At 68.8% G+C, this 22,334-nt stretch carries 22 protein-coding genes; 5 read left to right on the forward strand and 17 right to left on the reverse strand.

What is annotated here, in order from left to right; all coding sequences use genetic code 11:
* Window positions 1-4 precede the first annotated feature (4 nt).
* The 6 genes from rlmJ to ROJ8625_RS17420 all read right to left on the reverse strand — a co-directional run bounded on the left by rlmJ (window position 5) and on the right by ROJ8625_RS17420 (window position 5,170).
* Window positions 5-793 carry a 23S rRNA (adenine(2030)-N(6))-methyltransferase RlmJ gene (gene rlmJ, locus ROJ8625_RS17395; protein WP_085793189.1) on the reverse strand — a complete coding sequence of 263 codons (789 nt, stop codon included), beginning with the start codon at window positions 791-793 and terminating at the stop codon, window positions 5-7.
* On the reverse strand, window positions 793-1,104 hold the full coding sequence (cutA, locus tag ROJ8625_RS17400) for a divalent-cation tolerance protein CutA (RefSeq protein ID WP_085793190.1): 312 nt from the start codon (window positions 1,102-1,104) through the stop codon (window positions 793-795). Before cutA ends, rlmJ begins: the two co-directional genes overlap by 1 nt.
* A complete protein-coding gene (locus ROJ8625_RS17405; protein WP_085793337.1) occupies window positions 1,101-1,733 on the reverse strand; it encodes a DUF2306 domain-containing protein in 633 nt (210 codons plus the stop codon). Before ROJ8625_RS17405 ends, cutA begins: the two co-directional genes overlap by 4 nt.
* Window positions 1,734-2,614: 881 nt before the next feature.
* Window positions 2,615-4,258, reverse strand: coding sequence for a CTP synthase (pyrG, locus tag ROJ8625_RS17410; protein ID WP_085793191.1), 1,644 nt, complete (start codon window positions 4,256-4,258; stop codon window positions 2,615-2,617).
* Window positions 4,259-4,462: 204 nt separating this feature from the next.
* On the reverse strand, window positions 4,463-4,852 hold the full coding sequence (secG, locus tag ROJ8625_RS17415; protein WP_085793192.1) for a preprotein translocase subunit SecG: 390 nt from the start codon (window positions 4,850-4,852) through the stop codon (window positions 4,463-4,465).
* Between the two features lie 90 nt (window positions 4,853-4,942).
* A complete protein-coding gene (locus tag ROJ8625_RS17420) occupies window positions 4,943-5,170 on the reverse strand; it encodes a DUF2061 domain-containing protein (RefSeq protein ID WP_085793193.1) in 228 nt (75 codons plus the stop codon).
* Between the two features lie 109 nt (window positions 5,171-5,279).
* Between ROJ8625_RS17420 and ROJ8625_RS17425 the strand changes: the two genes are divergently transcribed.
* Window positions 5,280-6,137, forward strand: a complete 858-nt coding sequence (locus tag ROJ8625_RS17425) for a helix-turn-helix transcriptional regulator (RefSeq protein WP_085793194.1) — start codon at window positions 5,280-5,282, stop codon at window positions 6,135-6,137.
* 34 nt (window positions 6,138-6,171) lie between these two features.
* Here ROJ8625_RS17425 and ROJ8625_RS17430 read toward each other — a convergent pair whose 3' ends face one another.
* Complete coding sequence (locus ROJ8625_RS17430) at window positions 6,172-7,320, reverse strand: DcaP family trimeric outer membrane transporter (RefSeq protein ID WP_085793195.1); 1,149 nt, start codon at window positions 7,318-7,320, stop codon at window positions 6,172-6,174.
* Between the two features lie 253 nt (window positions 7,321-7,573).
* Here ROJ8625_RS17430 and ROJ8625_RS17435 point away from each other — a divergent pair, with 253 nt between their 5' ends.
* Both ROJ8625_RS17435 and ROJ8625_RS17440 read left to right on the forward strand, forming a co-directional pair.
* On the forward strand, window positions 7,574-8,866 hold the full coding sequence (locus ROJ8625_RS17435; RefSeq protein ID WP_085793196.1) for an adenylosuccinate synthase: 1,293 nt from the start codon (window positions 7,574-7,576) through the stop codon (window positions 8,864-8,866).
* Window positions 8,866-9,090 carry a DUF2842 domain-containing protein gene (locus tag ROJ8625_RS17440; RefSeq protein WP_085793197.1) on the forward strand — a complete coding sequence of 75 codons (225 nt, stop codon included), beginning with the start codon at window positions 8,866-8,868 and terminating at the stop codon, window positions 9,088-9,090. The genes ROJ8625_RS17435 and ROJ8625_RS17440 overlap by 1 nt, the downstream gene beginning before the upstream one ends.
* 177 nt (window positions 9,091-9,267) lie before the next feature.
* Here ROJ8625_RS17440 and ROJ8625_RS17445 read toward each other — a convergent pair whose 3' ends face one another.
* On the reverse strand, window positions 9,268-12,123 hold the full coding sequence (locus ROJ8625_RS17445; protein WP_085793198.1) for a midas domain-containing protein: 2,856 nt from the start codon (window positions 12,121-12,123) through the stop codon (window positions 9,268-9,270).
* 138 nt (window positions 12,124-12,261) lie between these two features.
* Here ROJ8625_RS17445 and ROJ8625_RS17450 point away from each other — a divergent pair, with 138 nt between their 5' ends.
* Window positions 12,262-12,951, forward strand: coding sequence for a thiamine diphosphokinase (locus ROJ8625_RS17450; protein ID WP_085793199.1), 690 nt, complete (start codon window positions 12,262-12,264; stop codon window positions 12,949-12,951).
* Here ROJ8625_RS17450 and ROJ8625_RS17455 read toward each other — a convergent pair.
* Window positions 12,869-13,798: a DMT family transporter gene (locus tag ROJ8625_RS17455; RefSeq protein ID WP_085793200.1), complete on the reverse strand. Its 930-nt coding sequence runs from the start codon at window positions 13,796-13,798 to the stop codon at window positions 12,869-12,871. The genes ROJ8625_RS17450 and ROJ8625_RS17455 overlap by 83 nt on opposite strands.
* Window positions 13,799-13,933: 135 nt before the next feature.
* Here ROJ8625_RS17455 and ROJ8625_RS21075 point away from each other — a divergent pair, with 135 nt between their 5' ends.
* Entirely contained in the window at window positions 13,934-14,101 is a 168-nt protein-coding gene (locus ROJ8625_RS21075; protein ID WP_159456794.1) for a hypothetical protein, read from the forward strand.
* Between the two features lie 120 nt (window positions 14,102-14,221).
* On the opposite strand, the gene ROJ8625_RS17460 is transcribed toward ROJ8625_RS21075, so the two are convergent.
* The 8 genes from ROJ8625_RS17460 to ROJ8625_RS17495 form a co-directional block, all read right to left on the reverse strand.
* Complete coding sequence (locus ROJ8625_RS17460) at window positions 14,222-14,428, reverse strand: cold-shock protein (RefSeq protein ID WP_085793201.1); 207 nt, start codon at window positions 14,426-14,428, stop codon at window positions 14,222-14,224.
* Between the two features lie 171 nt (window positions 14,429-14,599).
* Window positions 14,600-14,833 (reverse strand): hypothetical protein, encoded by a 234-nt coding sequence (locus ROJ8625_RS17465; protein ID WP_085793202.1) that lies wholly within the window; start codon window positions 14,831-14,833, stop codon window positions 14,600-14,602.
* Between the two features lie 113 nt (window positions 14,834-14,946).
* Window positions 14,947-16,602, reverse strand: a complete 1,656-nt coding sequence (ettA, locus tag ROJ8625_RS17470) for an energy-dependent translational throttle protein EttA (RefSeq protein ID WP_085793203.1) — start codon at window positions 16,600-16,602, stop codon at window positions 14,947-14,949.
* 399 nt (window positions 16,603-17,001) lie between these two features.
* On the reverse strand, window positions 17,002-17,673 hold the full coding sequence (gene rpe, locus ROJ8625_RS17475) for a ribulose-phosphate 3-epimerase (RefSeq protein WP_085793204.1): 672 nt from the start codon (window positions 17,671-17,673) through the stop codon (window positions 17,002-17,004).
* A gap of 14 nt (window positions 17,674-17,687) precedes the next feature.
* The gene (locus tag ROJ8625_RS17480; RefSeq protein ID WP_085793205.1) at window positions 17,688-18,629 is read right to left on the reverse strand and encodes a 2-hydroxyacid dehydrogenase; all 942 of its coding nucleotides are present in this window, start codon (window positions 18,627-18,629) and stop codon (window positions 17,688-17,690) included.
* Complete coding sequence (gene rodA / locus ROJ8625_RS17485) at window positions 18,626-19,765, reverse strand: rod shape-determining protein RodA (protein ID WP_085793206.1); 1,140 nt, start codon at window positions 19,763-19,765, stop codon at window positions 18,626-18,628. Before rodA ends, ROJ8625_RS17480 begins: the two co-directional genes overlap by 4 nt.
* A 58-nt stretch (window positions 19,766-19,823) precedes the next feature.
* On the reverse strand, window positions 19,824-21,767 hold the full coding sequence (gene mrdA / locus ROJ8625_RS17490; RefSeq protein WP_085793207.1) for a penicillin-binding protein 2: 1,944 nt from the start codon (window positions 21,765-21,767) through the stop codon (window positions 19,824-19,826).
* Window positions 21,764-22,303, reverse strand: a complete 540-nt coding sequence (locus ROJ8625_RS17495; RefSeq protein WP_085793208.1) for a rod shape-determining protein MreD — start codon at window positions 22,301-22,303, stop codon at window positions 21,764-21,766. Before ROJ8625_RS17495 ends, mrdA begins: the two co-directional genes overlap by 4 nt.
* Window positions 22,304-22,334: the final 31 nt, after the last annotated feature.

Here is a 22,334-nt window from a genome sequence, read left to right on the forward strand (position 1 = left end):
TTGTCTAGCCTCCAGATGCGGTCGCCACCGCGCGCGCGACGTCCTTGGCGGCCTCCGCGAGGCCGTAGGGCGGGTTCACGACGAACAGGCCCGAGCCCTCCATGCGGTGGCCGGGCCGGACCGGCGGAAAGCGGACCTCGTGGCGCAGTGCATCGGGCAGCGCCGACTCGAGCGTCCGAAGCATCGGTCGGTGCGGTTGTTCCGACAGGATCGGATACCACAGCACGAGCACGCCCACGTTCCACTTCCTGTGCAATTGCAGGAGCGCCTTCGGGATGTCGTCGTAGTCGCGCTTCACCTCCCACGACGGATCGCAGAGCAGGAGCCCGCGCCGCGGCGTCGGCGGGCACAGACTCTGCGCCATCGCGATGCCGTCCTGCCGGTGTACGTGGATGCGGCCGTCGCCCGCCATCGTCTCGGCCAGCGCCGCGTGCTCGGCCGGATGCAGCTCCGCCAGGTGCAGCGTGTCCTCCGGCCGCAGGAGCTGCGCCGCCAGCAGCGGCGAGCCGGGATAGGCGGTGGACCCGTGCGCCGCACGGACCGCCGCGAGTGCGCGACTGTAGGGATGCTCCGGCGCGAACTGCGCCGCCGCGCGGCCGATCCCGGCCGCCGCCTCGCCCGTCTTCGTCGCTTCGGCGCCCGAAAGGTCGTAGCGGCCCCGCCCGGCATGCGTCTCGAGATAGCTCAGCGGCTTGTCCTTGCGCGTCAGGTAGCCGAGCATCCAGCCGAGCAGGGCGTGCTTGTGCACGTCGGCGAGGTTCCCGGCGTGGTAGGCGTGCTGGTAGGACAGCATCAGGTGACCGTCTCCGCGATCCAGCCGAGATAGCCGTCGGCCCCGGCGACGATCTCGTGCGCCCAGAGCGCCGGCTCGTCGTAGGGATGCGCCTCGAGGATCAGCGCGGCCAGAGCGTCGTATCCCGCCCGCGTGGTCTTGAAGAGCAGGCGCCACTCGCGGTCCTCCTGCACCCCCTCCCACTCGTAGACCGACGCGATTTCGGTGATCTGGACGCAGGCCGCGCGCTGTTCCGTCACGGCCCGGCGGGCGAGGGCGCGCGCCGCCTCGGCGCTGTCGATGGTGGTGAAGACGGCGAGCGTGCCGGTCATGTGCGCTCCTGTCTGAGCCAGAGTTCGAGAAGAACGAGATAGGGCAGGTAGAAGCCCGTGAAGTTGAACAGGTCGAAGGGCCCGGTGAACGCCTCGGTCGATCCCGCGCCCCCGGTCGCCGCATACCAGACCCAGTAATGCAGGCGATAGAGGAACGACCCCAGCGCCAGGACCGTCAGGCGCAGCGCCCAGGCGCGGTGCCGCGCGCGGTCCTTGTCGAGCGCGTGGTACGCAGTGTTCGCCGCCGCGAGCAGCAGAAGCGCGCCGTAAAGCGCGAAGCCCGCCGACATCAGCGGCCCGCCGATCGTGCCCTTGAGCGCGATGTAGAGCAGGCCGAACACCCCGGTGAGCGCGGCGGCGGAGAGCGTGACGTAGCCGAGGACGCGGTGAACGCGCGGGTCCCGCCGCCGCGTGACCGGCAGGAGCTGCACCGGCGCCAGCAGCGTCACCAGCGCGCCCGCCACCATGTGCCCGAAGATCAGCACGTTCGGCAGCGGCGTCGTGAAGAACCGGGTCTCGCCCGACAGGTCCGCCGTCAGCCCCCGCAGCCCGAACCCGCCGGAATAGAGAATGAACGGCAGGCTCAGAAGCAGCGCGGCAAGGATCGCAAAGGAGGCGCGGCTGGGCATGAGGCAGAGAATGCGGCGGGGCAGGGCGCCCGGCAAGCGTCACGCCGCCGCACACTCTCCGCCTACGTCACCGCCGGGCGCGGTGCCCAAGCGCGGAATCAGGGGCGAAGCCCGCCGCGCCAGCGCCGACCCGCCCCCCGGGGCGGCGCTTTGGTTGGGCCTGGTGGAGCCTCTGAGGTCTTTCGGATGTGGCCGGGATGAAGCGCACCCGCGCGGAGCGGTGCAACGCCTCCCCGCGGGTCGGCGCTGGCGCGGCTCGATTAGAGCTTCGAATTATCGAAATTTGTTCAAGAGTTTCGGGTGAGCTTCTTCCACCCATTGAACAAAGTGCCCATCGTCCGCATTCAGCTTTCTTTCCTTGCACCAATGGAGGAAGCGCATCCTCAAAGCAAATGAGTCTTCGTAGCCAATAGTTCTGGCTTGACCCTCCACATAACCACGCAAAAGCAAGCCAAATTGGTCTATAGTTTGACAATTACTCATTGTTCGGAATGTATTCAGCTGACGGAAATTGCCTCGTGCCGTGTATGGGTGTCGGCCAAGTAGTAGAAAAGTAAGCCGAAAAAGACCCGATATCAGCGCGCAATGAATGTCGTCCTTGCGTTTTGCAACCTCCAGCTTTTGCCGCATGCTGGAAACTTGAAAAAGAATGTCATCACGATGTTTCTGATCAATTGAACCTATGCATCGTGGAATTGAATGTTCCAAAACTCTAAGCGTGCGGAGATACATTTTCCTCCAGAATGAAATCTCAGTATAGTCGGCAGAATGCCAATACGTATCTCCAAATAGGCTTGTTGCGAAATGTTCGAGCGCTATTGAATTTTTAGCCCTCAAGTGTTTCTGTTCATCTTCTTGTCGCATTAATGGGTCCCATTGGTCTACACCAACCGTGACACTTCCTTCGCCGCACGCACAAAATCCCGGAACAGCGGATGCGGGTCAAAGGGCTTCGACTTCAGTTCGGGATGGAACTGGACGCCGATGAACCACGGATGGTCCGACCACTCGACGATCTCGGGCAGGCGCCCGTCGGGCGACATGCCCGAAAAGCACAGGCCCCCGGCCTCGAGCGCCTTGCGATACTGGATGTCGACCTCGTAGCGGTGGCGGTGGCGCTCGTCGATGGCGAGCGCACCGTAGACCTCGGCCACGCGGGACCCCTCGCTCAGCACCGCGTCGTAGGCGCCGAGGCGCATCGTGCCGCCCTTGTCGTCGTCGGGGCGCCGGTTGACCTTCTCGTTGCCCTGCACCCATTCCTTGAGGTGATAGACCACCGGCTCGAAGCGCTTCTGGCCGCTCTCGTGGTCGAACTCCTCGGATCCCGCACGCGCCACGCCGGCGACGTTGCGGGCCGCCTCGATCACCGCCATCTGCATCCCGAGGCAGATGCCGAGATACGGCACCTTGTGCTCGCGCGCGAATTGCGCCGCCTTGATCTTGCCCTCGGTGCCGCGCTCGCCGAAACCGCCGGGCACGAGGATCGCGTGGAAGCCGGACAGGTGGGGCGCCGGGTCCTCGCGCTCGAAGATCTCGGCATCGACCCATTCCACGTTGACCTTCACGCGGTTGTAGAGCCCGCCATGCGTCAGCGCCTCGGCGATGGACTTGTAGGCGTCCTCGAGCTGCGTGTACTTGCCGACGATCGCGACGTTGACCTCGCCCTCCGGGTTGTGGATGCGGTCCGACACGTCCTCCCATCGCGACAGATCCGGCCGCGGCGCGGGCGAGATCTGGAACGCGTCGAGCACGGCCTGGTCGAGCCCCTCGCGATGGTAGGTGAGCGGCGCGTCGTAGATCGACGACAGGTCCTGCGCCGCGATGACGCTCTCGGGGCGCACGTTGCAGAACAGCGCGAGCTTCTCGCGTTCCTTCTGCGGGATCGGCCCCTCGGACCGGCAGACGAGGATGTCCGGCGCGAGCCCGATGGAGCGGAGTTCCTTCACCGAGTGTTGCGTCGGCTTCGTCTTCAGCTCGCCCGAGGCCTTGATGTAGGGCAGCAGCGTGAGGTGCATGAAGATGCACTGGCCGCGCGGCTTTTCCTGGCTGAACTGGCGGATCGCCTCGAAGAACGGCAGGCCCTCGATGTCGCCGACGGTGCCGCCGATCTCGCAGAGCATGAAATCGACCTCGTCCTCGCCGATCGAGATGAAATCCTTGATCTCGTTCGTGACGTGGGGAATGACCTGGATCGTCTTGCCGAGATAGTCGCCCCGGCGCTCCTTCTCGAGCACGTTGGTGTAGATCCGCCCGGACGAGATCGAGTCGGTCTTGCGCGCGGGCACGCCGGTGAACCGTTCGTAATGGCCGAGGTCCAGGTCGGTCTCCGCCCCGTCATCGGTCACGAAAACCTCGCCGTGCTCGAAGGGCGACATCGTGCCCGGATCGACGTTGAGATAGGGGTCGAGCTTGCGCAGCCGGACGGAGAACCCGCGCGCCTGCAGCAGCGCCCCGAGCGCGGCCGAGGCCAGCCCCTTGCCGAGCGACGAGACCACACCGCCGGTGATGAATATGAAGCGTGCCATGTGCCCGAGGCCCCCGTGATCGTGCGTGTCGGGTCCGCGTCTGCGCGCCGGACCCGTCTGCCTGTTCATGCTCCCGCGGGCCCGAAGGACCGCAGCATCACGGGATTTAAGGAATAGCGGATTCGCGCCGGCATGGCAATACGACCGCAAGATGCTGTTGCGTCAGCGCGACGATCCCGCAACGTGTGGTGGTGCTGACGGTCCTTAGTCCGCCCGCGGGACGAGCGGAGCGCCATCGTCCTCGCCACCTTCTCCGGCCGCCGGCGGCGGCAGGAGCCCGTCGATGTCGATGTCGTCTCCGGCGCCGTCGTCCGCGGCGCCCGCCCCGGCGCTCTCGCCGGTCAGACGGTCCATGATCGAGCTGCCCGAGGTATCGGCCGCGGCAAGGATCGTGAGCACAAGCGACGTGCAGATGAACGCCGTGGCGAGGATCCAGGTCAGCTTGCCAAGCGCCGTCGCCGCGCCGCGTGCGCTCATCGCGCCGCCACCGCCGCCGCCCATGCCGAGACCGCCGCCTTCGGAGCGCTGCATCAGCACCACGCCGATCAGCGAAAGCGCGAGCAGCAGGTGGACGATCAGGATGACATTTTCCATGACGGGCGGCCTCTCGGAATGCTGGCCGGTGTCTAGGGAAATTTGTCGCGGGCCGCAAGCCGCGTGCGCAGCGCGACGCGGTGCGTGGCGTCAGGCGTCGCGCGTGCCCCGGCCGCCGGGCAGGCGTCCCCAGGAGATATGCGCCCAGAGGCGTTCGTACAGGACGTAGGTCACGAGCCCGAGGCCGGCCGATGCCAGCGCGAGCGTGCCGCCGGCCCCGACGGAGCCGGTGACGAGAACGCCCAGCAGGGTCATCACCACGACCCCCACCAGCTGCCAGCCGATCGCCTTGACCCACGTGCGTGCCCGCGTCTCCATGTCGTCCTCCTGTTGTCCGGTGTTCGACAACACGGGTACCGAAGCGCGCCGACGTGGTGTATTCCCAATTTGGTGGCCAAAAACCAGCGGATGTTTTGGAAACGGAACAATGATTACCATCACGGACAAGCGGCACCGGGCAGAGCTGTTTCGCGAACGCCTGGACACCGCGATGGCGCACGCCCAGAGCAATCGCAGCGTGCTTGCGCGGGCGGTGGGGGTGAACCGCTCGACCGTCTCGCAGTTGCTCGATGCGGCCGGGGATCGCCTGCCCAACGCGCACCTCGCCGCGGAATGCGCCCGGGCCCTCGGCGTCAGCACGGACTGGCTTCTCGGCTTGACCGACCGACCCGAACGCCCCGGGGACGTGGTCGATGCCGCGGTGCAGCTGACCCAGGCCGAGCGGACGGCCTCGGACGATCAGCTGCTCGAGTGGCACCGGGAAGCGGCAGGCTACAAGATCCGCCATGTCCCGGCGACCCTGCCCGATCTCCTGAAGACCGAGGCCGTGATGCGCTGGGAATACGCGGCGTTCCTCGGCAAGACGCCGGATCAGGCGATCCGCGCGATGCAGGACCGTTCGGAGCTCCTGTCTCAGGGGCTGTCGGACTACGAGATCGCGGTTCCCGCGCACGAGCTGGACGCGCTGGCGGCGGGCGAGGGGTATTATCGCGGGCTCGGGCGCGCGGCGCGCGCCGAGCAGATCGCGCGGCTGGCCGAGACCTGCGAAGAGTTCTACCCGGCGCTGCGGGTCTTCGTCTTCGACGCGCGGCGCGTGTTCAGCGCGCCGATCACGCTCTTCGGTCCGCTGATCGGCGTGATCTATGTCGGCCGCTTTTATCTCGCGTTCCGCGAAAGCAGCCGCATCCGGTCGCTGACCCGGCATTTCGACGGCCTGATCCGCGAAGCGTCGGTCGATGCGCGCGACGCCGCCGCCTACCTTCGCGGCCTGACCGTCACGGGCTGACCGGGGGCGCGGGCGGCCGCGCCCCCGGCCTTTTTCAGAAGTCGACCTGGAACGAGGTCTGGATGCGGTTGGTGTCGTACGACCCGCCGCCGAACGTGTCGCGCATGCCGTGGAAGTACTCCACGCCGAAGCTCATCCGCTCGGTCAGCTGGTACTCGCCGTTCAGGTGCACCGATTGCAGCTGCTCGGTCGATCCGTCGACGCCGGTCTCGTTCTCGCGCCAGCCGTATATCGCCCGGAAGGTCCAGTCCTCGCCGACCGTCTGGCTCAGGCCCGCATAGGCCGATTGCACCTCGATCGGATCGCCGTTCGCGTCGAGGTCGTCGCCGAGGAACACGAGGTAGGACGCGATGCCCTCGCCGTAGGTGTAGGCTGCATCGAGCGTGGCGCCCTCCCAGAGCTGGGTGGTGGTCGACAGGTTGACGCCCCAGACCCCCTGCTCGTCGCCGTCGCCATCCTCGACCCGGCCGCCGATGATCGAGCCGCGCAGCAGCAGCGGATCGGTGTCGTAGGCCAGCGCCCCGATCAGCACCGGGCTGTCGGCATCGGCGTTGGAATCCTCGAGCGCGATCTCGGCCGAGAACGACCCGCCGAATTCCTGCGTGTAGCGGACCTGTTCCTGCCGCGCGAAGGGAATGCCCACGACGCCCTGGAAGTCGAGCGTGAGCGGGTAGGACGACAGCGGCATGAACGTCGTCCAGTACTTGCCGAGCCGCAGCCCGCCGAGGGTCGCCGTTGCATGGCGCAGGCGCGGTTCGGGCCCGGCATCCGAGAACGCACCGGTCGCGCCGTAGAAGTCGATCTCGACCTGCGTGCCCAGCTCGCCGAGCGACGTCTGCGTCGTGGTGCGGAAGCCGAGGCGGGTCTGGTTGACCGTTCCCGTGAACGCGCCAGCGTCATCGTCCAGCCCCGGCCCGATGCCGACGAGGCCGAAGGTCGTGTTGCCGAGCTCGTAGTCGAAATCGTAAATCAGGTCACTCTTGATGTAGCCGTAGAACTCGACTTCCGTGCCGCTCTCGCTGCCGAAGGTCAGGGGCGCGCTGCGGCTCTCCTCGAGCTCGGCGACGCGCGCCTCGAGCGCGGCGATGCGCGCGGACTGGTCCTGGCCCTGGGCCAAGGCGACCGGGGCGAACCCGGCGCCGGCAAGAAGCGCGGCAATGGCGGTCGTCGATCGTCTGGTCATGTCACCTCATCACTGTCTCGGTGTCGTGGTCGTCGTGGTCGCGGTGTCGTGCTTGGCTGACGCTCGGATGTGTCAGCCCGCGACGACGTGGGGCGGCACGGCGTCCTGACGCGCTTTGTGAAGATTCTGCGACAGCATGCCGCAGCCGCCTCGGCGGAGGTGGGCCGAGCCGCGGTCGGCCGCGAAAACGGTTTTCCGCCGCCACGGCTGTCTGTAAGAGGGCGACGTTTGAACGCAGTCCAGCGAGGCAGGAATGGCGAACGTGGTGGTCGTGGGCGCCCAGTGGGGCGACGAGGGCAAGGGCAAGATCGTCGACTGGCTGAGCGAGCGTGCCGACGTCATCGCCCGCTTCCAGGGCGGGCACAACGCGGGCCACACGCTCGTCGTGGGCGGCGAGGTCTACAAGCTGCATGCGCTGCCCTCGGGCGTGGTGCGGCGCGGCAAGCTCAGCATCATCGGCAACGGTGTCGTGCTCGATCCCTGGCACCTCGTGAAGGAAATCGCCGGGATTCGCGAACAGGGCGTCGAGATCACGCCGGAGACGTTGATGATCGCCGAGAACACGCCGCTCATCCTGCCCTTCCACGGCGAGCTCGATCGCGCGCGCGAGGCGCAGAACAGCGTCGCCAAGATCGGCACGACCGGCCGCGGCATCGGTCCGGCCTACGAGGACAAGGTCGGGCGCCGGGTGATCCGTGTCGCCGACCTCGGCGACGCGCGCACGCTGGAGCTGCGGGTGGACCGCGCGCTCGTGCACCACAACGCGCTGCGCGCGGGGCTCGGCCTCGATCCGGTGGACCGCGACGCGCTCATCGAAGATCTGCGCGCGATCGCCCCCGAGATCCTGCAATACGCCGCGCCGGTCTGGAAAGTGCTGAAGGACAAGCGCCGCGCCGGCCGCCGGATCCTGTTCGAAGGCGCCCAGGGCGCCCTTCTCGACATCGATTTCGGCACCTATCCCTTCGTCACCTCCTCGAACGTGATCGCCGGGCAGGCGACCACCGGGACCGGCGCCGGGCCCGATGCGGTCGGCTTCGTCCTCGGAATCGTGAAGGCCTACACCACCCGCGTGGGCGAGGGTCCGTTCCCGACCGAGCTGCACGACGACGACGGCCAGCGCCTCGGCGAACGCGGGCACGAATTCGGCACCACCACCGGTCGCAAGCGCCGCTGCGGCTGGTTCGACGCCTGCCTCGTGCGCCAGAGCTGCGCGATTTCCGGCGTGACCGGAATCGCGCTGACCAAGCTCGACGTGCTCGACGGGTTCGAGACGCTGAAGATCTGCACCGGCTACGAGCTCGACGGCGTGCGGATGGATTACCTTCCCACCGCAGCCGACCAGCAGGCGCGCTGTACCCCCGTCTACGAGGAGATGCCGGGCTGGTCGCAATCGACCGAGGGCGCGCGCTCCTGGGCGGACCTTCCGGCAGAGGCGATCAAGTATGTCCGCCGGGTCGAGGAACTGATCGAGTGCCCGGTGGCACTGTTGTCGACCTCACCGGAACGTGACGACACGATCCTCGTGACCGATCCATTTGCCGATTGATGGCCGAACTCAGACATTCCACCCGCCGCCGCCTCGCGCTGCTCGTGCTGATCGTCGGATTGCCGGTCTACATCGTGATCGCCTCGACGATCATGACGATGTTCGAGCGCCCGCCGATCCTCGTGGAGCTGCTGATCTACGTCGCACTCGGCGTGCTCTGGGCATTCCCGCTGAAGTTCGTCTTCAAGGGGGTCGGCCGCGAGGCGCCGCCCGACGAGGAGTGACGCGCCCGGGCGGCATGCCGCGCGCCGGATCCCCTTCATCTTGCCGGTAAACCCCGGGGGTCCGGGGGCAGCGCCCCCGGGGCTCGGCCACCCGTTGCAGGACGTGCCGGCAGGGGCCGAACGCAGCCGGGCGCAGCCTCGGCCGCGCCCGTGGTCCTGCCCGATATCGCGAGGATGTCAGCCCGCAGCGCGCTTCGGGCGGAAGCCGATCCGGTCCGACGCGGTGAAACGGCCACCCTCGAGCTTGGCGATCTTGCCCTCGCGCAGCAGCTGGCCAAAGCTCCGAAGACGGTCCTCGCGGCTCGACTCCGCCGCCTCGGCCTCGCGCAGCTTGGTCATCAGCTGCGGGCGCGAGAATTGCGGCCGGTCCTCGACGAAGGACATGTAGGCGGCGGCCGCCTCCAGCAGTTCGGGCAGGTCGCGTGCCCCGACCGACGCCGCGTAGTCCGAAAAGCTCGGGCCGTCCGCGGTCGCGGCCGGCGCCTCGTCGAGCGCGTCGCGGTGGATCCGGCGCGGCCGGACGGCGTCGCCGGGGCGGGCTTCCGTTTCGCCGCGATCGTCCACGCGCTGCTCGGCCACGAGCTTCAGCGGTGCCGGGCGGGTCGGTGCCGGGCGTGCGGTGCGCGGCGCGGCCGCGCCCTCGTCGGTCACCGGCTGCGGACGGCGCGGGCGCACCACCGTCGCGAGATCTTCGCGGTAGGGCTCTGCCTTCTCGCTGTCGTCGCGACGGCGGCCGAGGAGGCGGTCCGCGCGGGTCGCGGCCACGGCCGCACGCAGATGCGCGATAGCCGACCGGCGGCGGTTGCCCTCGGGCTCCTCGAATTCCTTGTCGGTCTCGGACATCAGCCGCGACATCGCGCCCTCGTCCTGCTCGACCGGCGTTTCGGTCAGCATCGCGCGTCCCGGGCTCGACAGCTTGACCGCGCGGCGCGCGCCTTCGAGTGTGCCGGTCTCGTCGTCGTCATCGTCGTCGAGATCGCCGTCCGAGAACGCGGCCTCGCTCAGGTCGTCGTCCTCCGCGGCGTCGGCATCGCTCGCGGCGGTTCGGTCCTCGAAGCCGAGATCGGAGAAGGCCGCGTCGACCTCGCGCTCGAACTCGGCGTCGTCCTCGGCCACCTGCAGCCCGAGGTCCACCGGGGTCGGCGCCTCGGTCGGGGCGGGCGTCTCGGCCACGTCCTCGCTCTCGGCATCGTCGGCGTCCGCGCGCGCGGGCGCGTCCGACAGGTCGCCGGCGAGTTCGGCCTCGAGCGCTGCAAGCTCACGGGCGAGGTCCTCTTCGTCTTCGTCGGAGAGGCTCGTGGCGCGGTCGTCCTCCGCCGTCTCGGCTTCCGTGTCGGACACGGCTTCGAGCGTCCCGGCGGCAACGGCCGCGTCCCACTCCGCCTGCTTGACCTTCATCACCCGCAGGTGCGGCGCCGGGCGCTCGTCGTCCGTATCGTCGCCGACTCCGTCGCTGTCCGTTGCCGACCCGGCAGTTTCATCGGCCAGATCGTAGTCCGACGGGTCGACCTCGTAGCCGGCAAGCGGCAGGCCGGCCGGGCGGGGGTCGGCGTCCGGTGCGTCGGAGGCCTCGTCTTCGGCGTCGAATCGCGAGGCCGCGATGGCGGCGGCGATCGTGTCGGTGAAGAGGTTGTCGTCCGCGTCGTCCTCGGTCGCCTCGATGTCGCTGGTCGCATCGAGCGCCGCGCCGAGCGTGTCGTCCTCGGTGCCGGCCTCGATGTCGGTCGTGGCGTGCGCCGCGACATCGCGGGACGCGACCTCGTCATCCTCCTGGGCGTCGTCGACCTCGGCCTGGGGCGCCGCGTCTTGCGGTGCGTCGCCATGCCACGGCTCCGCGACATCCATGTCGGCGGTGGCCTCGGGAGGCATCTCCGCATCGTCTTCGACCTGATCGGCCGGGGCGACGTCCGCCGCGGGCGCGTCATGGGCCTGCAGCTCCGGCGCAGGGGCGGCCGGCGCGGCCTCGGCGTCGAATGCCTCCGTCGTTTCAGGCGTCGCGTCGTCCTCGGTCACCGGTGCGGCATCGTCCGCGCCGAATGTCGGGCCGAAATCGGTGTCCTCGGTGGCAGGGGCGCTCTCCGAGACCGTGTCGTAGCCCGCCGGGATGTCGGTCGTGCCCTGCACGGCATCGAGATGCGAATCATCGGTCCATTCGTCGAACGACGCCGCATCGGCGATCTCCGCCGAGTCGGGAGCCACCGGCGCGTCTTGCTCGACCGACGAGCCGGGCGCGGCATCGGCTGCAGGCGCGGGGGCGATCGCCGCCGAATCGGTGCTTTCGTCCACTGCCGCGAGGCGCGCGGCCTCCTCGGTGCGGCTGGCAGCCGCGGCTTGCGTAGCCAGCGTCGCGGCCCCCGCGGCGGCCCCGGTGCGCGGCGACACCACGGCACGGATCCGCGCGAGCTTGGCGGCGACCGAGCTTTCGGTGGCCGGCGCCGGCGTGCGAACGGGCTCGGGATCGCCATCGTAGAGGGCGACTTCGGCCAGGTCGGGATCGTCGAAATCCACGGACGGCATGGGGCGCGGCGCCGCCGGCTCGGGCGCGGCCGGTCGTGCGGCGGCGACATCCGGTGCAGCCCGCTCCGGCGCGGCCGGACGGGCGGCGGATGCAGCGCTCTGCAGCGGCTCCGGGTCGGCGGGGAAGGCGCCGGAGGCCTGTGCCGCGGCCGCGAGCCCGCCATTTCCGGTGCCCGAGGCAGGACGGTCGGCCGGTGCGGCCGGGTGGGCCTGCGGCGCGGGCTCTTCGGTGCGGGCCTGGGCGGCGGCGGCCTGATGCGCAATCGACGGACGCAGCACCACGCTGCCGTCCTGAACCCGTGCCTCGACGCGGCGCGAGATCTCGCGCTCGGCGATCCGGGCCAGCATCTCCGCGTCCGGGGTCGGCGGCTCGGCGCCGAAGTATCGGTCGTCCTGGGCGAGGTCGCGGAAGTACTCCGCAATCGCTTTCATGGTATCGAACGAATCGTCGAACCCTTCGAGCGTGCACGAAAAGGTGCCGTAGGAAACCGTGAGGATCTTGTTCGAACTGACCATGGGCGGCTCACTTTCGTTCGTATTGCAACAGAGTGTTTACCAAACTGACCGGGACCAAACCGGAACGACTCTGTGCCCCGCAGGGTATCATTTCGTGACTTCATTGTGTTCCGGTTGATGCCACGTCATCACTTCGGCATGAGCGAGCCGATCCTCTGCCGCGACGGCGCGGTGCTTCTCGTGGGTGGAGGAGAGACCTCCGGGCCCGCGCTCCGCGCCGCATCCGCGCGCGTGTCGGGGATCGTGGCGGCCGACAGCGGGGCCGACAGGCTGCTCGCCGAGAGCATCTCCCCCGATGCCGTGATCGGCGACATGGATTCGATCTCGCAATCGGCGCTGGCGAGCATCCCGTCCGAGCGGCTGCACCACATCGCCGAACAGGATTCGACCGATTTCGACAAGTGCCTGCGCCACATTCGGGCGCCGCTCGTTCTGGCGCACGGGTTTCTCGGGGCGCGGCTCGATCACGCGCTGGCGGTCCTGTCGGTTCTCGCGCGCTATCCCGACCGGACCTGCCTTCTCGCCGGCCCGTCGGATACGGTCGCGCTGTTGCCTCCGGAAGTGACGCTCGACCTTGACCCGGGCACACGCGTGTCTCTCTGGCCGCTGGCCCCGGTGGCCGGCCGCTCGACGGGCCTGCGCTGGCCGATCGAAGGGCTCGCCTTTGCGCCCGATGGCGCGGTCGGCACTTCGAACGCCGCCACGGGCCCGGTCACCTTGTTCATGGACGCGCCCCGGATGCTCGTCATTCTGCCGGCGGCGGCGGCGGGGTCGCTCGAAGCGGGGCTTGCCGCGCGGCCCGCATCGTGGCCCGCTCGCGCAATATGACGTAAAGACCTGCCGCCACCGTCACCGCGATCCCTGCAAGCGCCAGCCCGTCCGGCAGGTCGCCGAAGATCGCCCAGCCGTAGAACGTCGCGATCGGGATCTCGAGATACTGCATCGGCGCCAGCGTCGCCCCGGGCGCGAAGCGCAGAGACCACGTCATCACAAGGTGGCTCGCCGTGCCGAGCGCGCCCATGGCGAGGATCAGCGGCAAGACCGACCCGGGCGGGCGCCAGTCGAACTCCGCACCCGGAACAACGAGGATCGCGGGACCGAGCAGCAGGATCGCCATCGTGCCCGACACCGCCTGCAGCGATACCGGATCGGTCTCGCGCGCGATACTGCGGGTCGCCAGCATGAACAGCGCGAAGAACACCGCGACTCCCAGTGGCAGAAGCGCCGCGGGCCCGACCTCCGCAAAGGCCGGCTGCACCACCATGAGCGTGCCGCAGAACCCGACCGCGCAGGCGGCAAGCCGGCGCGGTCCGACCTCCTCGCCCAGGACGAGCCAGCCGAGCAGGAGGAGCACGAACGGCATCACGAAGGCGATGGCGATGGCATCGGCCAGCGGCAGGACGCGCAGGCTGAGGAACATCAGCCCGATGCCGCCGATATGGAACAGCGTCCGCAGCCCGATCACCGCCATGATCCGCGGCGGATACAGCCAGGCGCGCCGAGTCATCGCGACCAGCGGCACGAGAATCGCCACCTGCACCCCGAAGCGCAGGAACACCAGTTCCAACAACGGAACCCGGTCGCCCACGATCTTGGCCAGCGCGTCGCCCAGCGGCGCCAGCAGGCAGAACAGAAGCATCAGTGAGATGCCGAGGGGCGGGTTGTCAGGGCGCATGCGCCCGGAGCCTGCGCCGGGCGGCGCGCGAAGTCCATGCGCGGATCGCCGCTGCCGGATCGCGTCGCTCCGGGAACCGTGGCCCGTGTTCGATGCGTTTTACCGGCAACCAGACCTGAGACGGAGGATCTCGAGATGTCGATCAAAGGACTCGTGAAGAAGGCGGCCTCGACCTATGCGCGCAGCAAGTCGCGCGGTCCGGCGCACGGCGCGCATCGCCCGACGAACCGCCCCGTGCGCAAGCAGAGCGCCGAGCGCAAGATCGTGAACGGCGTGGTCAAGTACGCGAAGAAGCGTCTCTGACGGCCCCACCGTGATTGCCGGTCCGTCGCCCCACGGGCCAGCGACCTGCCGGATACACAAAAAGGCCGCCCCGTCGGGCGGCCTTTCTTTCGTCGTACGGTGCGCGTGGCGCGGGCCGGCTCAGGCCAGTTGCAGGTTCACCGCGCTCTCGCGGCCGTCGCGGCCGGATTCGAGGTCATAGGTAACCTTCTGGTCGTCGCGCAGGCCGGTCAGGCCCGAACGCTCGACGGCGGAGATGTGCACGAACACGTCCTTGCCGCCGCTTTCCGGAGCGATGAAGCCGAAGCCTTTGGTGGCGTTGAACCACTTGACGGTACCGTTTGCCATGAGGGGCATCCTTGTCTGTTTCCGCTGCCCGCGGGAATGCGGCAGCCCGGCGAACTCACGTCTGTATCGATAGAGCTGAGTGCCGGTAGTCGGAGAGCAGCAAGGCCGAAAGAAGATCGTTAGCCCGCACGCTATGACAGCAACCAGCCGGGCTGTCCAGCGTATTCGATATCACGATGCCGCGTCCTTCCGCGCCTGCGCGAGCCGCTCGGCCTTGAGGCGCGCGGTGGTTTCGGCACGCCGATTGGCTTCCGCCTCGATGATCTCGCGCGCGGCGCGGTCGGTGACCTCCGCGCGGCTGGCGGGGGCCGGCGCCGACGAGCGCGCGGCCTGCCGGGCGGTCTTGGCACTGTGGGCGGTGATCCGCGCGTCGAGCGCGGAGAACGTGTCGTCGATGGAGCTCATGAAGGTCCGATCCGGATCAGGGGTGAAGGCGGGGCCACACGCAAGAGATGGTGTGCCGCGCCCGGGGGACAAGCGCCATCCGAACAACGGCGCAGTCCACCCCCGCCCGATCCTCAGCGCGCGAACTTCTTGAACTTCACCCGCTTGGGCTCCACCGCGTCGGGGCCCAGCCGGCGCTTCTTGTCTTCCTCGTAATCCTCGAAGTTGCCCTCGAACCACTCGACGTGCGCCTCGCCCTCGAAGGCGAGGATGTGCGTGCAGATCCGGTCGAGGAAGAAGCGGTCGTGGCTGATGACCACGGCGCACCCGGCGAAATCCGTCAGCGCGTCCTCGAGCGCGCGCAGCGTTTCCACGTCGAGGTCGTTGGTCGGCTCGTCGAGCAGCAGCACGTTGCCGCCCGATTTCAGCAGCCGTGCCATGTGCACGCGGTTGCGCTCGCCGCCCGAGAGCTGGCCGACCACCTTCTGCTGGTCGCCGCCCTTGAAGTTGAAGGCGCCGCAATAGGCGCGCGAGTTCATCTCGGCATCGCCGAGCTTGATCACCTCGGCCCCGCCCGAGATCGCCTCCCAGACCGTGTCGGTCGGGGTCAGGTCGTCGCGGGTCTGGTCGACATAGGCAAGCTCCACCGTGTCGCCGTAGTCCAGCGTGCCGTCGTCCGGCGCCTCCTGCCCGGTGAGCATGCGGAACAGCGTCGACTTGCCGGCGCCGTTCGGACCGATCACGCCGACGATGCCGCCCGGCGGCAGCGAAAAGGTCAGGTCCTCGATCAGGAGCTTGTCGCCCATCGCCTTCTTGAGGCCCTCGACCTCGATCACCTTCGAGCCGAGCCGCGGCCCGTTCGGAATGATGATCTGCGCCTTGCCGACGCGCTCCTTCTCGGACTGGTTCGCCATCTTCTCGTAGGCCTGGATCCGGGCCTTCGACTTGGCCTGCCGCGCCTTCTGGCCCTGCCGCATCCATTCGAGCTCGCGCTCCAGCGTCCGGCTCTTGGCCTTGTCCTCGCGCGCTTCCTGCGCGAGCCGCTTCTGCTTCTGCTCGAGCCAGGCCGAGTAGTTGCCCTCGTAGGGAATGCCCCGGCCGCGGTCGAGCTCGAGGATCCAGCCAGTGATGTCGTCGAGGAAGTAGCGGTCGTGGGTGACGATCAGGATCGTGCCCTTGTATTCGATCAGGTGGTTCTGCAGCCACGCGATCGTCTCCGCGTCGAGGTGGTTCGTCGGCTCGTCGAGGAGCAGCATGTCCGGCGCCTCGAGGAGCAGCTTGCACAGCGCCACGCGACGAACCTCGCCGCCCGACAGCGTGGTGACGTCGGCGTCGTCCGGCGGGCAGCGCAGCGCCTCCATCGCGACGTCGATCTTCGAATCGAGATCCCACAGGTTCTCGCCGTCGATCTCGTCCTGCAGCGCCGCCATCTCGTCGGCGGTCTCGTCCGAGTAGTTCATCGCCAGTTCGTTGAACCGGTCGAGCTTGGCCTGCTTCTGGGCCACGCCCAGCATGACGTTGCCGCGCACGTCGAGCGCGGGATCGAGCTGCGGCTCCTGCGGCAGGTAGCCCACCCGCGCGCCCTCCGCGGCCCAGGCCTCGCCGCTGAAGTCGGTGTCGAGCCCGGCCATGATCTTCATCAGCGTCGACTTGCCGGCGCCGTTCACGCCCACGACGCCGATCTTCACGCCGGGCAGGAAGGACAGCCGGATGTTCTCGAAGCATTTCTTGCCGCCGGGATAGGTCTTGGAGACCCCGTCCATGTGGTAGACGTACTGGTATGACGCCATCGTCACGCTCCTGTGGAATGTCGGCTCGCCGTGCTGTCTAGGCGATTACCGTCGGCGCCGAAAGGCCCCCCGCACCAGGCCCCCTCCGTCGCCGACAGCAAGCCGCGCAGACACGGACCCGCCCCCCGGCGGCCCGCCGCCCCACGCGGTTCGGGTCGCCCACCCCCGGGCCGACCCGACCCGCCCGGACCGACGAGCCTCGCGCACCCGTCTTCTTCTTGGCGCAAATACTCCCGCCGGAGGCGTCCCGCGCCATCCGCCCGCGCCAGCGCCGCCGGTCGCGTCGGCCCGCCCCTCCGAGCCAACCCGCTGCCGACCCCGACACCCCACGTCTTCTTCTTGGCGAAAATACTCCCGCCGGAGGCGTCCCGCGCCACCCGCTGGCGCGCGGCCCGGGCGTCAGGCGGCGACGGAGGTCGCCGCGGTCCGGATCGCGCGGATGTTGGCGCCGTAGGCCGCGGGATCGGTGACCGATCCGCCCTTGAACACCGAGGATCCGGCGACGAGCACGTCGGCGCCGGCCTCGACGAGGCGGCGGGCGTTGCCGGCGCCCACGCCGCCGTCGATCTCGATATGGATGTCCGGCGCCCAGGCGCGCAGCTGCGCGATCTTCGGAATCATGGAGTCGAGAAAGCCCTGGCCGCCGAAACCGGGGTTGACCGTCATCACGCAGACGAGGTCGACGAGGTCGAGGACGGGGCGGACCGCGTCGGGCGGCGTGCCGGGGTTGATCGCCACGCCGGGCCGGCATCCGGCGGCGCGGATCGCCTGCAGCGTGCGGTGAAGATGCGGGCCAGCTTCCGCGTGCGCGGTCAGGATGTCGGCGCCGGCGGCGGCGAAGGCCTCGATGTAGGGATCGACCGGGGCGATCATCAGGTGCACGTCCATCACCGTCTTCACGTGCGGCCGGATCGCGGCGCACATCTGCGGGCCGAAGGTGATGTTGGGCACGAAATGTCCGTCCATCACGTCGACATGGATCCAGTCGGCGCCCTGCGCTTCGACGGCCTCGATCTCGGCGCCGAAATTCGCGAAGTCGGCGGCGAGGATGGACGGGGCGATGGTCACCATGGATGTGGTCCTTGTCAGTAGCCGGCCGCGCGGTCGACGCGGCCTTTCAGGGGACGGCCGGCCTCGGCGCGGGCGATGTTGGCGGCGATGGCGCGGGCGGCGGAGCTCGCGCGCGTCTCGGACGCGATGTGCGGCGTGACGGTCACGCGTTCATGCGCCCAGAACGGATGCTCGCGGGGCAGGGGTTCGGTGCGGAAGACGTCGAGCGTCGCGTGGGACAGACGCCCGGACTCGAGCGCGGCGAGAAGCGCGTCGTCGTCGACGAGGGCGCCGCGCCCCGGATTGATCACCACGGCACCCGGCGCCAGCCACGCGATCGACCGCGCGTTCAGGACGCAGCGGGTGCCGGGGGTGTCCGGCAGCAGCAGCACCACGATATCGGCGCCGTCGAGCGTGGGCGCGAGGCCCTCCTCGCCGGCGCGGCAGGAAATGCCCGGCACGCCCTTCTGGGAGCGGCTCCAGCCGCGCACGCGGAATCCCAGATCGGACAGCGCGGTGCCGCAGGCGGCGCCGAGGGCCCCGAGACCCAGGATCGCGACGGTCCGTTCGGTCGCGAGCGGCGGCGGCTGGTGGTCCCAGCGTCTGTCCGGATTGACGATATGGGCGTCCATGCCGAGGTGGTGGCGCAGCACGTGTCCGGTCACCCATTCGACCATGCCCTGGGTCAGCCCCTCGTCGTCGACCATCCGCGCGAGCGGCGCGGTCAGCGTGCGGTTCGAAACGACGTTCTCGACACCGGCCCAGAGGTTGAGCACCGCCTTCAGCCGCGTGTAGGGCGTGAAATCGCTCAGCCAGCTGTCGGGCGCGTAGACGATGTAGTCGACGCTCTCGGGGGCTGCGTCGGTGACCACCTCGGCGTCGCGATTCCCGAGGTGTTCCGCAAGGGCGGCGCGCAGCGGCCGTTCGTAGGCGGCCCAGCTGTCGGCGCCGGCGGCGAAGAGGATCGTCAGGGTCATCGCGGCCGGTGGACGTGGGCGCTCTGGACGAGGCCGAATGCGATCATCAGCACCAGCATCGCCGACCCGCCGTAGGACACCAACGGCAGCGGCACGCCGACGACGGGTGCGAGCCCCATCACCATCGACATGTTGACCGCGAAGTAGAGGAAGAAGGTCAGGCCGATTCCGAGCGTCAGGAGCGACGAGAAACGGTCACGGTTCTGCAGCGCCGAGATGATGCAGAACACGAGGATCAGCACGTAGAGCACCAGCAACGACACGCCGCCGACGAAGCCGAATTCCTCGGCTAGCGTGTTGAAGATGAAGTCGGTGTGCTTCTCCGGCAGGAAGTTGAGCCGCGACTGCGTGCCCTGCATGAAGCCGCGCCCGGTCCAGCCGCCCGACCCCATCGCGATCTTGGCCTGCGTGATGTGGTAGCCCGCGCCCAGCGGATCGGTCGACGGATCGAGGAAGGTGTCGATGCGGCGGAACTGGTAGTCCTTGAGAAGCTGCCAGTCGGTGCCGCGCGACTTGAACACCGTCGAGACGAAGCCGACGCCGGCGGCGATGACCGCGCCGAAATAGGCCCAGTGCACGCCGGCGAGAAACATCATCAGTCCCCCGCCCGCCAGCAGCAGGATGGCGGTGCCGAGGTCCGGCTGCGTGAGAACGAGCCCGGTCGGGATCAGGATCAGGATCACCGGCACGATGACCCAGAGCGGGCGCGACGTCTTCTTGAGCGGCAGCCAGTCGTAGTAGGCCGCGAGCACCATCACGAGTGCGATCTTCATCAGCTCGGAGGGCTGCAGGCGCATGAAGCCGAGGTCGATCCAGCGCTGCGCGCCCATGCCGACCGAGCCGAAGAACTCGACCATGACCAGCAGGCCCACGGAAATCAGGTAGGCCAGCACCGACATGTTGCGCCAGAACCAGATCGGGACCATCGCCACCACGAACATCAGCGCGAGCCCGAGAAGGAAGCGCTTCATCTGCGGTTCCGCCCAGGTGCCGATCTGGCCGCCGGCCACCGAGTAGAGCATCAGGAAGCCGACGCAGGCGACCGCGGCCAGCAGCACGATCAGCGGCCAGTTGAGAAACAGCGCCTTGCGCCAGCCGCCCGGCACGGTCTTGACGGTGTATTCGAGGTAGCTCACGGCGTCGGGGTCCTCCGGCGGGCGGGGGCACGCATCGCGGGGCCGGTCGCGGTGCGGCTCATGCGCGGCTCGTGCGTTCGTCGGGCGCCATTTGGCGGCGCTGGCGCAGATTCTCCTGCAGCTCCTGGATCCGGTCGCGGTCGGCGGTCGGGTAGGCCTCGACCGGCGGATCACCCTCGTAAAGTGCCTGCAGCGTCACGTCGCGCGCGATCGGGGCCGCGGCCGACGATCCGCCGCCGCCATGCTCGACGATGGTGGCCACGGCGATGCGCGGGTTGTCATAGGGCGCGTAGTTCACGAACAGCCCGTGATCGCGCCGGTTCCACGGCAGGTCCTCGTTGCGGGTGACGCCGCGCGCGCGCTCGGCCGCTGTGATGTTGCGCACCTGGCTCGTGCCGGTCTTGCCGGCCATGCGCATCTCTTCGGCGATGATGCGCGAGCGGTAGGCGGTGCCGCGGCGGTTGTTCGACACGTCGTACATCGCGGCGCGGATCCAGCGCAGGTGATTCTCGTTCAGCCCGATCGGCTCGCCGCCGCGCGAGGGCTCCTCGACCCCGTCGATCGAGCGAACCAGCCGTGGCGAGATGCTCCGCCCCGTCGCGAGCCGCGCGGTCATGACCGCGAGCTGCAGAGGCGAGGTCAGCACGTCGCCTTGCCCGATCGAGCAGTTGACCGTGTCGCCGATGCGCCACTCCTGGTTCCAGCGTTCCCGCTTCCACGCCTTGTCGGGCATGATGCCTTCGCCCACCGCGGACATCGGGACATCGTGGATCGCGCCAAGGCCGAGCTTGCGGCCCATCTCGGCGATCTTGTCGATGCCCACGCGCAGCGCCATTTCGTAGAAATAGACGTCGCACGACTGCATCAGCGCGTTCTCGAGGTTCATGTGGCCGTGGCCCGCGCGCTTCCAGCAATGGAACCGGCGAGATCCGACCTTGAGGTGCCCCGGGCACCACACGGTGTTGCCCGGCCCGGTAATCCCGGCCTCAAGCGCCGCCAGCGCCGTCACCATCTTGAAGGTCGACCCCGGCGGGTAGAAGCCCTGCACAGTCTTGGACACGAGCGGCGCGCGCTCGTCGCCCTGCAGCGCGCCGTAGTCGTCGTAGGAAATCCCGCGTACGAACTTGTTGGGATCGAAGCCCGGAGCCGACGCGATGGCCAGAAGATCGCCGTGCTCGAGATCCATCACCACGACCGAGGCGCTTTCGTCGCCGAGCCGAGCGTGGATGTAGTCCTGCAGGCGCGTGTCGACGGTCAGCTGCAGGTCGGCCCCGGCCTCGCCCTCGCGCCGGTCGAGTTCGCGCATGACGCGCCCCGCGGCGTTCACCTCGACCCGCTTGGATCCGGCGCGGCCGCGCAGCATGTCCTCGTACTTGGTCTCGACACCGATCTTGCCGAACTGGAACCGCGGGATCCGCAGAACCGGATCGGGATCCTCGTAGCGGGCGAGGTCGCGCTCGGACACCGGTTGCACGTAGCCGACGACATGGGCGTAGATCTCGCCATGCGGATAGTGGCGCGACAGCCCGACCTCGGGATTCACGCCGGGCAGGGCCGGCGCGTTGGCGGCGACGCGGCTGACCGAATCCCAGCTCACGCGGTCGGCCACGGTGACCGGCAGGAACGGGGCGGACCGCTGCATTTCGGCGATGGCGCGTTCGATCTCGCTGGGGTCGAGCTCCACCAGCGTGGCGAGCCGCGCGATCGTGCTTTCGAGATCGCCGGCATCCTCGCGCACCACTGTGATGCGGTAGGCGGGCTCGTTCGCCGCGATGACAACGCCGTTGCGGTCGAAGATCTGACCGCGCGCCGGCGGGATGAGCCGCAGGTTGACGCGGTTCTCCTCGGCCAGAAGGCGGAATTCCTCGCCCTGGTCGACCTGCATGTAGCGCATGCGCATCGCCAGCACGGTCGCGAAGCCGAGTTGCACACCCCCGAGGATCATCCCCCGGCGGGTGATGCGACGCGCGCTGTCGGCGCTGTCCTTCGATGTGCGTCTCATGTTCCGAACCCTACCCGGTCGCCGTCACCCGGCCGCGAACGCCGAAGCCCGAAGACGACGAGACTGACCGCGACCACCGCCGGATAGACGAGGACGGTCAGCACCGTCTGCATCAGCAGGAGCGTGCCGTTCGCAGTGGGAATTATAAGGAGGAGCTGAACGATTTGATAGATCAGCGCCATCACGATCAGGCCGACCGTGACCGAGACCCACTCCAGCGCGAAGGCCGGCTCGCGGGTATAGCGCTCGCGCATCTTGAGGCTCTCGGTCATCGCGACGGTGAGCGCGGCCCAGAGCCCCGGCGGCCGCTGGAACACCAGATCGGCGAGAAGCGCCATTGCGGCCACGAGCAGCGTCGGCACCACGTCCGGGCGCCGCAACGCCCAGGCGAAGGTCAGCGCGACGATCAGGTCCGGCCCCGCCACCCGGCCCGGCGTCATGTCGAGCGGCAGAAGGCTGAAGAACATCACGGCAAGACACAGCGCGACATAGGCGATGCGCAGCGTCCAGAGGCGCAGGATCGCGGCGTCGATCATGTCGACCTGCCCGGCCGCGTGGCGGCTTCCG

Source organism: Roseivivax jejudonensis, assembly GCF_900172265.1.
GTDB classification, from domain to species: domain Bacteria; phylum Pseudomonadota; class Alphaproteobacteria; order Rhodobacterales; family Rhodobacteraceae; genus Roseivivax; species Roseivivax jejudonensis.

Coding starts and splice junctions, on each gene's coding strand:
- rlmJ (WP_085793189.1), bottom strand. CDS start 793: ATGCTGTCCTACCAGCACGCCTACCACGCCGGGAACCTCGCCGACGTG.
- cutA (WP_085793190.1), bottom strand. CDS start 1,104: ATGACCGGCACGCTCGCCGTCTTCACCACCATCGACAGCGCCGAGGCG.
- ROJ8625_RS17405 (WP_085793337.1), bottom strand. CDS start 1,733: ATGCCCAGCCGCGCCTCCTTTGCGATCCTTGCCGCGCTGCTTCTGAGC.
- pyrG (WP_085793191.1), bottom strand. CDS start 4,258: ATGGCACGCTTCATATTCATCACCGGCGGTGTGGTCTCGTCGCTCGGC.
- secG (WP_085793192.1), bottom strand. CDS start 4,852: ATGGAAAATGTCATCCTGATCGTCCACCTGCTGCTCGCGCTTTCGCTG.
- ROJ8625_RS17420 (WP_085793193.1), bottom strand. CDS start 5,170: ATGGAGACGCGGGCACGCACGTGGGTCAAGGCGATCGGCTGGCAGCTG.
- ROJ8625_RS17425 (WP_085793194.1), top strand. CDS start 5,280: ATGATTACCATCACGGACAAGCGGCACCGGGCAGAGCTGTTTCGCGAA.
- ROJ8625_RS17430 (WP_085793195.1), bottom strand. CDS start 7,320: ATGACCAGACGATCGACGACCGCCATTGCCGCGCTTCTTGCCGGCGCC.
- ROJ8625_RS17435 (WP_085793196.1), top strand. CDS start 7,574: ATGGCGAACGTGGTGGTCGTGGGCGCCCAGTGGGGCGACGAGGGCAAG.
- ROJ8625_RS17440 (WP_085793197.1), top strand. CDS start 8,866: ATGGCCGAACTCAGACATTCCACCCGCCGCCGCCTCGCGCTGCTCGTG.
- ROJ8625_RS17445 (WP_085793198.1), bottom strand. CDS start 12,123: ATGGTCAGTTCGAACAAGATCCTCACGGTTTCCTACGGCACCTTTTCG.
- ROJ8625_RS17450 (WP_085793199.1), top strand. CDS start 12,262: ATGAGCGAGCCGATCCTCTGCCGCGACGGCGCGGTGCTTCTCGTGGGT.
- ROJ8625_RS17455 (WP_085793200.1), bottom strand. CDS start 13,798: ATGCGCCCTGACAACCCGCCCCTCGGCATCTCACTGATGCTTCTGTTC.
- ROJ8625_RS21075 (WP_159456794.1), top strand. CDS start 13,934: ATGTCGATCAAAGGACTCGTGAAGAAGGCGGCCTCGACCTATGCGCGC.
- ROJ8625_RS17460 (WP_085793201.1), bottom strand. CDS start 14,428: ATGGCAAACGGTACCGTCAAGTGGTTCAACGCCACCAAAGGCTTCGGC.
- ROJ8625_RS17465 (WP_085793202.1), bottom strand. CDS start 14,833: ATGAGCTCCATCGACGACACGTTCTCCGCGCTCGACGCGCGGATCACC.
- ettA (WP_085793203.1), bottom strand. CDS start 16,602: ATGGCGTCATACCAGTACGTCTACCACATGGACGGGGTCTCCAAGACC.
- rpe (WP_085793204.1), bottom strand. CDS start 17,673: ATGGTGACCATCGCCCCGTCCATCCTCGCCGCCGACTTCGCGAATTTC.
- ROJ8625_RS17480 (WP_085793205.1), bottom strand. CDS start 18,629: ATGACCCTGACGATCCTCTTCGCCGCCGGCGCCGACAGCTGGGCCGCC.
- mrdA (WP_085793207.1), bottom strand. CDS start 21,767: ATGAGACGCACATCGAAGGACAGCGCCGACAGCGCGCGTCGCATCACC.
- ROJ8625_RS17495 (WP_085793208.1), bottom strand. CDS start 22,303: ATGATCGACGCCGCGATCCTGCGCCTCTGGACGCTGCGCATCGCCTAT.